The sequence below is a fragment of the Sphingobacterium sp. Lzh-3 genome (genome assembly GCF_046764375.1).
Classification (GTDB): Bacteria; Bacteroidota; Bacteroidia; order Sphingobacteriales; family Sphingobacteriaceae; genus Sphingobacterium.
Genome location: NZ_CP177226.1, coordinates 2,531,356 through 2,544,067, shown reverse-complemented (window position 1 = coordinate 2,544,067; position 12,712 = coordinate 2,531,356). Strand labels below are relative to the sequence as shown.

10 protein-coding genes are annotated in these 12,712 nt (G+C 37.8%); 3 read left to right on the top strand and 7 right to left on the bottom strand.

Annotated elements, in window-relative coordinates; all coding sequences use genetic code 11:
- Window positions 1–140: 140 nt before the first annotated feature.
- The 3 genes from ACLCDV_RS10390 to ACLCDV_RS10380 all read right to left on the bottom strand — a co-directional run bounded on the left by ACLCDV_RS10390 (window position 141) and on the right by ACLCDV_RS10380 (window position 3,685).
- Window positions 141–2,021, bottom strand: coding sequence for an MGH1-like glycoside hydrolase domain-containing protein (locus tag ACLCDV_RS10390; protein ID WP_411973620.1), 1,881 nt, complete (start codon window positions 2,019–2,021; stop codon window positions 141–143).
- 892 nt (window positions 2,022–2,913) lie between these two features.
- Window positions 2,914–3,339: a hypothetical protein gene (locus ACLCDV_RS10385; protein ID WP_333577466.1), complete on the bottom strand. Its 426-nt coding sequence runs from the start codon at window positions 3,337–3,339 to the stop codon at window positions 2,914–2,916.
- 1 nt (window position 3,340) lies between these two features.
- Entirely contained in the window at window positions 3,341–3,685 is a 345-nt protein-coding gene (locus tag ACLCDV_RS10380) for a GIY-YIG nuclease family protein (RefSeq protein ID WP_333577465.1), read from the bottom strand.
- 639 nt (window positions 3,686–4,324) lie between these two features.
- Here ACLCDV_RS10380 and ACLCDV_RS10375 point away from each other — a divergent pair.
- The gene (locus ACLCDV_RS10375) at window positions 4,325–5,047 is read left to right on the top strand and encodes a DUF3667 domain-containing protein (RefSeq protein WP_317667176.1); all 723 of its coding nucleotides are present in this window, start codon (window positions 4,325–4,327) and stop codon (window positions 5,045–5,047) included.
- Between the two features lie 94 nt (window positions 5,048–5,141).
- Here ACLCDV_RS10375 and ACLCDV_RS10370 read toward each other — a convergent pair whose 3' ends face one another.
- The 3 genes from ACLCDV_RS10370 to ACLCDV_RS10360 all read right to left on the bottom strand — a co-directional run bounded on the left by ACLCDV_RS10370 (window position 5,142) and on the right by ACLCDV_RS10360 (window position 10,098).
- Entirely contained in the window at window positions 5,142–6,608 is a 1,467-nt protein-coding gene (locus ACLCDV_RS10370) for a sigma 54-interacting transcriptional regulator (RefSeq protein ID WP_411973619.1), read from the bottom strand.
- Window positions 6,609–6,614: 6 nt separating this feature from the next.
- Window positions 6,615–7,736, bottom strand: a complete 1,122-nt coding sequence (locus ACLCDV_RS10365) for a vWA domain-containing protein (RefSeq protein WP_411973618.1) — start codon at window positions 7,734–7,736, stop codon at window positions 6,615–6,617.
- A 274-nt stretch (window positions 7,737–8,010) separates the two neighbouring features.
- Window positions 8,011–10,098, bottom strand: a complete 2,088-nt coding sequence (locus ACLCDV_RS10360; protein ID WP_411973617.1) for a DNRLRE domain-containing protein — start codon at window positions 10,096–10,098, stop codon at window positions 8,011–8,013.
- 260 nt (window positions 10,099–10,358) lie between these two features.
- Between ACLCDV_RS10360 and ACLCDV_RS10355 the strand changes: the two genes are divergently transcribed.
- Complete coding sequence (locus tag ACLCDV_RS10355; RefSeq protein WP_411973616.1) at window positions 10,359–10,775, top strand: hypothetical protein; 417 nt, start codon at window positions 10,359–10,361, stop codon at window positions 10,773–10,775.
- Between the two features lie 27 nt (window positions 10,776–10,802).
- Here the strand turns inward: ACLCDV_RS10355 and ACLCDV_RS10350 are convergent, their stop codons facing one another.
- On the bottom strand, window positions 10,803–11,615 hold the full coding sequence (locus ACLCDV_RS10350; protein WP_411973615.1) for a class I SAM-dependent methyltransferase: 813 nt from the start codon (window positions 11,613–11,615) through the stop codon (window positions 10,803–10,805).
- A gap of 216 nt (window positions 11,616–11,831) precedes the next feature.
- Between ACLCDV_RS10350 and ACLCDV_RS10345 the strand changes: the two genes are divergently transcribed.
- Window positions 11,832–12,656 (top strand): AraC family transcriptional regulator, encoded by an 825-nt coding sequence (locus ACLCDV_RS10345; protein WP_317667182.1) that lies wholly within the window; start codon window positions 11,832–11,834, stop codon window positions 12,654–12,656.
- The last annotated feature ends 56 nt before the right edge of the window (window positions 12,657–12,712 follow it).

Genomic DNA, 12,712 nt, shown 5'->3' with positions numbered 1-12,712 from the left:
GAAGCAGCCCATCCTGGTCCTTTCGAATACACAATACCTATCCCCTGTATTTCCCTTTTAGTCTGGGATAATATTTCCGATCCCCAAAAAAATAGTGAATAGCCCAATGACTTCTCTTTTTGCAAGATAGAATGTCTCGCTTAATCTAAATTTACGTCTATTTTGACATCAAGCTCCTTACTGGTCGCCTTTAGAACATGATCAACCCAAATACATAACATAGGCTGTTTTCCAAATTTGTTTTCATCCCAGTCTTCTTTCCAAACAATGTCGATCGTTTTCCCATGATAAGTTAAATTGCCGAGGTAAAAATAATCCATCTTGCCCGCAGGTATTAACGGCTGAATTTGGAAGCCGTTGCTGTGCATCCCTTTAAACCCAATGAGATCTGCTATGATCATGTCTGGATAGGTTGAATGAAAATAATCTTGCTGTCCACCAAATTGCCCACCTTCACTTGGTATATACCATTCACCAATATTTGGGTGCGCATAATCGTGCAGTCGTGTAAGCTTCATAATTTGTTCATAGAGGGTCTCTTTGTCCTGTGCAGTGATTTGATTCTTATAATTTCTTAAATAGTTACTGTATGCCTTATAGACAACCGAGTTTTGAAAAGGCCATCCTCTGCCGTTCCAGGCATAAGCCTTCTCATTATAATAGGGATGTTGTCTTTCTGCCGTGGTCATTCCTTTATGGTTATTGAAACCTTTTTCAGAAGTAAACATCGCCCAGGCTACTTCATACTTTTTATTGTCCTCAGCCGGTATCATATTGAAATACCAGGGGGTATACCCCACGGATTCCCCCACCCGAGCTTCGTAATCCCGAACACCATAAGCATTATCACCGGCTGTAAAGGTATTGAAAAAACCGTCTTCTGAGTTCCAAAGCGTCCGGAGAAATTTTTGCTGTATTTCCTGTGCCCTCGCCTTATAATGGGCCTCTTTCCTCTTATTCTCACTTGTTGGATTTTGTTGTTCTTCCAATCGATAGAGGTTATACAAAGCGTTAGTATTTCCAAACGAATAACTTCCAACGGAAGGGCGAACCAAATAAAAATCGGGGTAGCCTTTGGTAAATGCCAATGGAAAGTTTTTCGCCGCCTTCGTTTTCGCGGCCTCGTCTGTTGTTTCCCAGCCTAAGTAAAGATCTCTCCATGTGCTATCGGTATAAATATCATAAGGCCCATTACTTTCTATTAAGCCAAGTACCGCCGAAAGACTAAACTCCATGCCATCGTACAGATCCAGAACTTTATACATACCGTCTGTCTTCGCTTTGGCATTTTTTACAGTGAAGAGACTATCCAAAAGGTGCTGATGGGTCTCCATCGCCGGAAGCATCTTTTGCGTCCAGGTCTTATCTGGATGGATTTTTAAAAATGACTCAATACCATCGACCATCCAACTCGAAAAATGAACACTTTCTGGCCTGCTCAGATGGGTTAAAAAATTACCATTTTCTCGCTGATTTAATTTGGAAGCTGATCCAAGCATAAAATATTCGGCATAAGATTGAAGATATTTGGGATCGCGAAGCCAGCGTACATCATAAAACTGATGCGCGGTTGGACAAGTAATAGCCCCACTCAAAGATCCCCAGGCCGGATAGCCAAAAAACTCCGTAATAACCCAATAATTCTTTAAATCATGTGGATCGTAGTAATCTCGAAGATGCTTGCTTATCATCCACCAGCGGTAATTATACACACGACTTAAAGTGTCGTTGGAACTCTCAAAATAGGGTATGTTGTTGACTAAAAATTCCTGATTGTTGGATTCGTTAAATGGACCATCCGATTTTGGCCGTTCCTTGTAAGAATTAAATTCTTCTATATTGTCCACCAAATTATTTTTAGCAGCTTCTTTTAAACGATTAAGCTCGTGAAGATATATCAATTCCTGATTACTCTCAAGTCCTCGATTAATCGAACACGAAAAAAGAACACATAGAAACAAAAATGCTGTGCAGCTTAAAACAATAGACTTTAGAAAAACGGAACGATGTTGTCTTTTCATGTGCTAATATTAGATAGAAATATTTCATAATTCATTTGCTATAGCTTAAAGAATACGCTTTAACGTAAATACCAAAGAATCAATACGAAGCTCATCGGCTTCCATTACGGTAATTCTCTAAAATAGCCTAAGCAATTTTTGGAAAAGTTAAACACATGATCCGATAACGACTATAACAAATAACGGCTAATCAACAGAATATTTATGAAAATTCAACATTGTAAAACAAATCCGTATAAAATTGATACAATGTATCATATATAAACCTATTTTGGCCTATATTCCTCTGTCGACGATGAATCGGAATCTTAGTGAACTGGTTTTCCGATAGCATCATTTCCAATAACTCATTTTAATAAACCACAACCTAATATTGCCCAGAAGATCCTGAAAATGGATAATTTCCCATTTTCACATAAAAAAGTATGTTTTTCATATTTTTTCTACTGCTATTCTAGGCTAAATTTGCCCTATAAGTAAACTTGACTCAAGAGAAGTAATTGCTAAAATGAATGGAGATGCCTATCTCATCATTTTAAACTTCCTAATTGATTCAATAAGAATACTGTAAAAAATCCTACAATACTACAATGAAAAACATTTTGTGGAACGACCAAGTCGTTCCACATTTTTTTGACTAACCGGTTATTTCCCAACGTTTGCCCCAATTTCCACTGTGGCTTCTTTATCTCCCCGTTAAAAAAACATTTACATCACCACAACCTCCATCAATTCCTGAGACTAAAATGATCACATCTGCTATTTGTTTCAATAGAGATTAGCTCGAACAAAGGAATTGATAGGGATTATTCAAATATCCTCGTCATCAGATAAATATCATTTCTCTATCAGTGAAAAGAATAGGCTGTTTAAGCTTCCACTAATAAATAATTTAAAATGGGACAACTGCCAAAGGTAGAAGTCTTGAATCCGAGATACCGGCAATCCGATGCCCAATAATCTTCATATACGCTGGGTTTTGTTCAAACGAAAAAAAATCGGACACACTTTTCTGTTTAATCAGCATACAGATATCCCACTGTTCCTGATCGGGGCCGATCAGAAACCGTTCACCTTGCCCAACAAAAAGTAGCTCACCGCCGCTTTCTTCCACATAAGGCTTTGCTAGCTGTATATAATTCATAAAAGCTTCGTATCCCGAGATTTCTTTGATCGGTGCAATCTCCGGAAAATTAGTATAGTCCGCGATTTTCCTTAGCCGAATTAAATTGAGATTTACAATGGGACCTTGGATATTTTTCAATGCCAGGTTCCTTCCGGCTTCATAACTGGGATACAAATATGTCTTTCTTGTCATATCAATAAGTACTTGTTGTTTCACTCACTTTATTCTTCAACTCCGTTGCGGCGTGAAGTACGACTTTTTTATAATCAATGATTTTGTCATTTTCAAATGGAATAATAACTGCATTTTCAAACAGGAAATTTCCTTCACCCAATCGGTTCCAATCTGCCTGTAAACTTTTTTTGTCAAATTGCCCCATATTTAACATAAATCTGATTCTATTGGAAAGAGCCGTTAAATTCATGCTATCGGCGATATATATTTTATTTTCAGCCTTATTGTAAATTGTTAAAACTCCCATTAATGGTTTACTCTCCAGGAATTCTGCTTTCAATTGTTTTTTGTCTATTTTGTTCATGTGTTTTAAAATTATAAATTTCCTCACGCTACCTCCAGCATCTCTTTATTACCCTTTTACAAGAAGCTCAATCTTTTTCATAGGAGAAATCATTCATGTAATCCCTGAGGCCTTTAGCCCCGTAGGCTCTGCTGGATCAATTCACCATAGCCAATTACTGGGAGTCTGACTTAAAATATGTACTGTAGGATCATAAAGTCTGCAAGGTTCAGTCCATGTAAGCTCAATCCATCAAACTTTTTGGTGATGATAGATTGAACTTTTATAATGTTTAGCATCGTACTAATTGCGGCCATATTATTATATTTGCAAAATACTTGACTATTCAAGCATTTTGCAAATATAATAATTTCCTATAAACAATTTATAGAGAACCAAAATATTCAGTCGATTCAATGATTATATCCTAATAAAGGCGCCAAAATAAAGATACAAAACTCTCCTACTGTTTCCATTTCCTCCATTAGAAAAAGGGAATTACTAGAAAACTACACCTGGGTGTAGCACTGATTGACATAATCTATAATATTTTTGGACAAATTCTAATCAATAAAAAGCAAAAGCCAACGATCTACATAACAGGACAAAGATAGAATCCTAAAATATTAACAAATTTATTACCTATAGCATAGTATAAACATGACAAATTGCAAAAACTGTGGGACTGATATAACATTGAATTTCTGTCCAAAATGTGGACAGCCAGCGGTCCTTAAAAGAATTGATGCACATTATATCGTTCACGAAATAGAACATGTCCTTCATTTCGAGCGCGGAATATTGTACACGATTCGTGAATTGATCACCACTCCTGGAAAAAATGTACGAAAGTATATTGCTGAAAATCGAAGCCGATTAGTAAAACCCATTATTTTTATCATCATCACTTCATTGATATATTCTATTGTAAGTCATATTTTCCATGTTGAAGATAAATATGTAAGTTATTACGAATCCCAACATTCAACAACGGGTTCGATATATCTCTGGATCCAAAGCCATTATGGATATGTCAATATCATCATAGGATTGTTTATCGCTTTCTGGGCGAAGCTATTTTTTAAAAAATATGGTTTTAATCTTTTTGAAATTGTTATCCTATTGTGTTTTATTTTGGGAATGACGATGTTGATCTACACCGTTTTTGCAATAATTGAGGGTGTAACCCATATGAGCGTTATGGTACAGGCGAGCATTGTCGCTATGTTATATAGCGTATGGGCTATTGGGCAATTTTTCGATCCCTACAAAATACCGAGTTATTTAAAGGCACTCGCAATTTATATTTTAGGATATGTATCATTTACCGTAGCAATCTTTATTATCGGTCTATCAATTGACTTAATTTTAATGAAAAGATAGTTTATGCACTCAATTTCCTTCCTTATTAAACCTTGTTAAAAAGCAGATGGGTAAGTTTACACGATAAACTTACCCATTATGCTGCTAGTTCCTGTTAGAGATTATTTCTCAGATATCCCTGAAAGTTGTCTTGAAACTGAAGGCCGGTCCCCAGTTTATATTTACTTAATTTATTATTGAGGGTGAGCCCCCATAATACGAATTCGGTCAGAAAGTGGAGATCTTCAGACTTCGTTTCCGGTTGGTATTGCTGAATTAACGCATGAATAGGCGTCACTTGATCCAAAACCTGCTCATACGCTAAATCGTCGAGTTCATCAGATAATTCGATCCCCTCTGATTCTGAAAACCAACGAACAATATCATGGTAGGGATAACGCTCGTTTTCTCTTTCCAGTTTCTCAATTTTTGGGAATAAAATCGGAAAAAGGTTTTTAATCGCGTTTTCTATCAGCTGCACTGCGACGATATCCGCTCCTTCCTGTTCGCCTTCATAAACGAGCTCAACTTTACCTGTTATCGCGGGCACAATACCCATAAAATCACTCAGCCGCACTGCTGTTGCTTGCGCACCACTTCTGAGCATGCGCAATTCAGCGGTACTTAATAAGTTCTGAAATGCGGTAATACTCATACGCGCACTCACGCCACTCTTTTCATCAACATATTCACTATTTCGTGCTTCAAAACTTATCTGCTCAATCAATTCCCTAGCCAGCTCAGGGACGTATATCTGCTCTTTTTGGGCCGCTTCTAAGTTCGCCTCCTGCGCAGTAATCGCCTTTGCTATCTCAACCGATGCAGGGTAATGTGTGAGTATCTGCGATCCAATGCGATCTTTCAGCGGCGTCACAATACTTCCTCTATTGGTATAATCCTCCGGATTCGCAGTAAATATAAATTGTACATCTAACGGTAAGCGTAACTTAAAACCACGGATCTGAATATCGCCCTCTTGCAATATATTGAAGAGAGCTACTTGGATTCTAGCTTGAAGATCAGGCAGCTCGTTAATGACAAATATGGAACGGTTTGCCCTTGGAATCATACCAAAATGAATCACACGATCGTCTGCATAGCTCAGTTTTAAATTTGCGGCTTTGATGGGATCTACATCACCGATCAAATCAGCGACCGTCACATCTGGTGTGGCCAGCTTCTCTGCAAAACGATCACCTCGACCAAGCCAGCTTATCGGTGTATCGTCGCCTTTCTCCTTCAGAAGTTCTAGCGCATAACGCGATATGGGGTTAAACGGATCATCATTAATCTCTGAGCCCTGAACCACAGGCACATATTCATCCAATAAGTTGACCATGAGCCTAGCCAAACGTGTTTTCGCCTGACCGCGAAGGCCCAAGAAATTAATGTTGTGTTTGGAGAGAATTGCTCTTTCAAGTTCTGGAATAACGGTATCTTCATAACCATGTACTCCATTGAACACGGTTTCGCCCGCCTTTATTTTTGTAATCAGATTCTGACGCAATTCTTCTTTTATTGTTTTAGGTTTATAACCCGAAGTTTTTAATGCACCAAATGTTGTAATCTTCGTGTAATCCATATATTCTTATCGTATTCTTTTTTTTCGATTTTCTTCGTAATCCTCAAAAATCATTTCGCCTAGATCCCCAAGTCCCGTGTAATAAGCCTTCCCTTGATTTGAAGCTGTAAACTCGTCGACAAATTGCTGTAGATAAGGATCCGAAGCAATCATAAAGGTTGTAATTGGTATTCCCAGCTTTCGGGCTTGCGCCGCCATACTATAGCACTTGCTAGTGATAAAAGGATCCAAGCCCATAGGATTTTTATAATAAGTACCGTCCGGCATATTTAAACAGCTCGGTTTCCCATCGGTTATCATAAATATTTGCTTATTCGCATGCCGTTTTCGCCTTAGTAAGTCCATCGCTAGCTTTAAGCCTGCGACCGTATTGGTATGAAATGGTCCAACTTGCAAATAAGGCAGGTCTTTTATCGCAATAGGCCATGCATCGTTTCCGAAGACAATAACGTCAAGTGAATCTTTCGGATATCGGGTCAAAATAAGTTCCGATAAAGCCATCGCTACTTTTTTTGCAGGAGTGATCCGATCCTCCCCGTATAAAATCATACTATGGCTGATATCGATCATCAACACTGTACTCATCTGCGATTTAAACTGTGTATCTTCTACGACGAGATCATTTTCTGATAAGGCAAACTCGCCTATCCCATGATTGATCTGTGCGTTTTTCAAGCTCTCTGTCAAAACTATTTTCTCCAGGCCATCTCCGTAATGATAATTTCTGAAATCGCCCATATTTTCGTCACTCCGTCCCTGGTGATTGGTTTTATGATTGCCTGATTTCCCTTTCCTCATTTTCCCAAAAATTTGGTCCAAGGCATGCTGACGCAAGGCTTTCTCCAGCTTTGAGGTAATATCTACTCCACCTTCACCACCAAACTCCACTTTTTCTCGGATATAACCTTTATCCTTCAGATCCGCAATAAAATCATCTATCGTATAGGCTGGAGTCGTCAGTTTGAACTCTTTATCCAATTGCCTAAGCCAGTCAATGGCTTCATCAAAATCACCTGAGGTATGGGTAATCAGTTCTTTGAAAATGTCAAATAATTTATCAAAAGGCGTTTGAAACGGCGCTTCATATTGTTTGAAGATAAAACCTTTATTTAGTTTCGTGCTTTTCATGCATTCCTTTTATTAGTATGACGAAGCTATCCAAATAGTGTATCGGATGCTTCATAGCATGAATTTACGAAATAATAATTTTTGTGAGCACCTTATGTCCATTTAACTTTAAAAACTGGCTATAGTATGACGCACGAGCGACAACTTCCAATGAGGAATTAGTTTCAGGCCTTTACGCTCTCTAGTCAAAAGCCGCAAAGAATTGGTATTCCTTGCGGCTTTTTGATCCGGTTATTCTAAATACAAGAGAATTATGCCTGAAATAAGTACCGGGTTAATAAAGCAGTTCCAACGTTGGCTTATTGGCGGTTGCTTCCCTGCTACTAAAAGACATATCATTTGTAGAAGAAGCCGCAGCTGTATTTAAAAATAGAAAGGATACTTTACGATCAGTACCGGTAAGCAATCTGTTAATGGCCGAGGTGACGTCGATGGTCTGTAAACCTATCCCTGAAACAGAAATCTTACCGACAAGTACCGTATCCATTGGTGCATTGTTCCAATTAATGCTATTTTCTAACCATGATGTCGTGGAGGTCGTATAAATATTAATAGTCCGTTGTGGTGCTGTATTCACTCCTGCAACATACATTTTTAATTTTGCCGAACTCACTTTAGGTTTAGTAATCATCGCAATATCAAATTTAGCGTATGCTTTACGCGCGTAAGATGTAGCGTCGGATTTGATGACAAGATCAGCTGTAGTTCCATAATTTGTACCCGCATAGGTACCGTTACGGACATAGGCATCGGCAAGAGAACTTCCGGCATTGGCTACAACAACATGCTGAAACGCTCCAACATCTGGATTACCCAATGGCAGCGCATTTCCAGCAAAATCCTCACCCCCATTGTTACTTATAAATACACCAGCATTAAGGGCAGCCGAACCGGAACCGACATCATAACCTTTTGCAGCGTCAAGGCCGTTTCCACCAATTGGATTTACAAATACCGGATCTTCATAGAAATTGTTGTTCCGCACTGTAGTTCCCCAGTTCAATGATGTAAATGTACTTGACGGAAATAAACAATTATTGTTAAACTTCAATCCGTTATCGGCCTGGGTAGACAGACTACTAATGGTCGAGGTCGTGTAAAAAATATTATTTGAAAATGTTGCATAAGGCTTTCCTGAACTCACGCCATTCATGACGTTAAACAGGCTGGCGGTCGGATTTTTGATAAAGAATACATTATTATAAATCTCACGGGAATCGTATGTTGTTTTTTCGATCAAAAAGAGCTTCTTTAACCTTGTTGTACCGATATCGTTGACAGAAACGTTGTAGCGGACTTTAATATTCTTAGACTGGTTCATAAAAAGCATAAATCCGCCGTTATTATCATGCGAATAATTGTATTCGAAGATATCTCCATCGGTTACTGAATTGGTATCATAGCCATCGGCATCGAACGCGACTCCATCGTTGGCCCCTCCGCCTGTCATACCGTAAACCTCATTATAAGCCACCAGCGTATTCAAGCTGCCAATTGTCCAAATACCGGCATAATTTTCAGAGCCTGTGTTCATACATGCCTTATACACCGTATTGTGTGTAATTTTACTTCCTCCCGTCACGCCAGACATAACGATACCGTCGCCATAGATATATTCAATCAAATTGTTATCGATAATAATATCTTTTGATCTTGCTGCCATAGCCCTATCGCCAGTGGTCCTTATCCCTTCAACGGAACAATTGGCGACATGACAACTTTGTACCAAAGCCCCGTATATTTTACCGTCTAAGATAATCCCGCCAGAACTTTTGTTATAATTGGTCTGTCCATCGATAGCACCATTGACGTCATGGACATAACAATTTCTAATGGAGACATTGCTGATTGCTGTTCCTGCAGAACTGCCTCCAATCACGCGGATCCCCGTGGCAGCATAACTTGTCCCGCTTGCGATTGTATTCGTCAGTTCGAGGTTATTTACTTCAAAATAGGATACTTTATTAAGGTATAGCGCATTTGATCCATTCCTCTTTCCTCCGCCGTTGATAATCGGACGAACATCACCGCCATATTTATCTATGATAATGGGAGCTTCAGCCGTTCCCGAATTTTTCATATGCAAAGTGTCATTCCATACACCTCCGCTCTTGAATAAGATACGGTCGCCGGGGCCAAAAACCGAGGCATTAATTTTGGCCAATGTTCTCCATGCTGTAGTTGTGCTCATTCCTGTGCTATCATCGTTTCCGCTTGGATCTATGTAGTAAGTATTGCCCATACTTGCCAGATTCACCTTCGCTTTTATTTTTAGCGATGTCGGAGAATCTAGTTGAACGGATTTTTGGCAGCTCAGTAGCCCAATGACTCCAATAGAAATCGCCATCATAAATTTTCTCATAATGTTGTTTTTAGTTTTATAATTTGTTATAATTTTTACAGACGTATTCTAATTCCGACGAATACGAATTTTATAATTTGATTAATAACATTAAATTATAAATAACCCATCAACCACAAGGGGTAAAATCACAAATAAAGAGGGGTAAAATTTTAAAGACAGATCAAAATCTATCGAAAATAAATTGTCGGATCTTTTTATGTCAACCTACATCGATATAAAAGAAAATTTAATACTTTTAGTGAACAGCTACAGCTTTTATGGACAATAAAAAATTAATGGAAATAGATCAATATATTGATACACTTTCAGACACTGAGCAACAAATAATTCGTCAATTTCGGAAAGCAATATCAGAAAATGACAATACCGTTTCGGAAAACTTTGGAAAATTCATGTCAAACCCAAATGCAATCAGCTTTAGTGAACAAGGCGTATTTAAATACGGGTTAACAGTCGCGAAGAATTATATTTCATTCCATTCCTTGGTCATCTATACTAACCCCGAATTAATGGAAGAACTAAAATTAAAAATACCAAAGGCCAAGTTTCAAAAAGGCTGTATTAATTTCAAAACTTTGGATGAATTTCCCGCCTCAGTATTAACAGAACATATTCAGGTTTCATCCAAAATAGATTTTAGCCCCATGATAAATCGTTATTTGAAAAAGAAATAAGTACCAGGTCGATTCCCAGAATTTTATTTATTCACTTTTACGCGCAACAATAGCATAGACCATCGGAATCTTATTTCCCAAATGGGCTATTCTGAATTTTTTAGGATCTAGCTCTGTCATGTGTTTAAAAATAGGATAAGGTGAATAGTCAAATTCGTTCAGGTCTTGAATGTTCAGCCCATTATGAAGTAAAGCACCAACGACCTCACTCATACTATGATTCCAGGTGACATAGGACTGCGAAATAGCGGCATCTTTATCGGCATAGGTTCCCTGCTCTGTCTCAACAATTGGAGCAATATTAAAATAATTATAACCAACTTTATCAAAATTGTCATCGAACATCCAAACAACTGGATGAAACTCGACAAAAATAAACTTCCCTTTCGGTTTCAAGAAACGTGAAATTATTTTCGCCCATTTATCTAAATCAGGTAACCAAGTAATCGTTCCGTAACTTGTAAAGACTAGATCAAATTGTTCATCAAGATGACTCTCAAGCTCATATAGATCACAACAGATAAACTGCACATCAGCATGCGTATCTTTCGCAATTTCGCGCGCACTTTCTATAGCCTTGTCAGATAGGTCAACACCAGTAACTTTTGCGCCAAGTCTACTCAAAGAAATTGTATCCTGTCCGAAATGACATTGTAAGTGTAATATTTTTTTCCCACTGATATCACCCAATAATGCTAACTCAATTGAATTCAGCGAAGTCTCCCCTTTTAAAAATCCTGTTAGATTGTAAAAATCTGATTTTAAATGCGTATCCGTTCTGTTATTCCACGAGTGTTTGTTTATTGCGATGTAATTCTCTTCCGGGTTCAAATCGTTCATTTTGTTTTTTAATTAAACGGTTAATTAGCCACTAAATTACAATAAAAATTAATTTCTATCGGATTCATCCTTTCCTCAATCTAAAAATATGTGTTTTAAGAAATAAAGCTTGGTGAAAATTATCATAAAGGTTGTCTATATTTAAATCGATTATCAAATACGTTCAAGTTTAAAAGGATGAGGCAAGAACAAAGCCTATTTATATGAAGAAAAGAGATGACGATAAAAATATATAGACCAGAGAGCTTACTCCTAAAAAAATATATTGAATGCTTCTATATACTTGAGAAAACTGACGCAGAAAAAGCGACGGCATATTTTACATTTCCGAGTATTTACACCATTGTGACGATAAGTGAGCAGACCCAAACGATGGTAAGCCCAAACAAGGTGATTACGAAGCATTGTCCATCCAATTCGATAGAAACAAACCTTGTATGCAATTTTAATGAACCTGTTTTAGTGAGTTACGAGGGGAAAATAAATGAAATAACCACTTACTTCAAACCTCTTGGGATAAATGCTTTTATACCCAATGATTTAAGCGATTATAACAGCGGAACATTTCCCGATTTTAACCCACACCTGGATTATAAAGATGCTATGAGATCCATCCTGTCCATAGATGACCAGGACGAGCGGATCAAGGCATTAGAACACTATTGGATATCAAAATTTTGGCCATTTGAAAATGCGTTGCTCGAAAACATAATGACCGAAATGTTAGATACACGCAACGTCAATCAATCGATGTCAGAATTTTCGCTAAAAACAAGAAGATCGAGAACAACCATAAATAAGCAATTTGATCAACATCTCTGTAAAACACCCTCTCAATTCAAAAAAATCATCAGATTTCGAGCTGCAATTCAAAGCCACCTCGAAGATAGCAGCAAAATAGGTCTGTCTTATAACCTGGATTATTTCGATCAATCCCACATGATTAGAGATTTTAAAAAATTAACAGGATTTACGCCAAAAGTTTTCTTTTCCAAAATAGCTAATCTCGAACGGAGCCAGATAAAATGGATTTTTATTTAGCAGGTTTACAAAAATACAATCACACTATTTTATTAAACAGTAACATTGCTCCATAA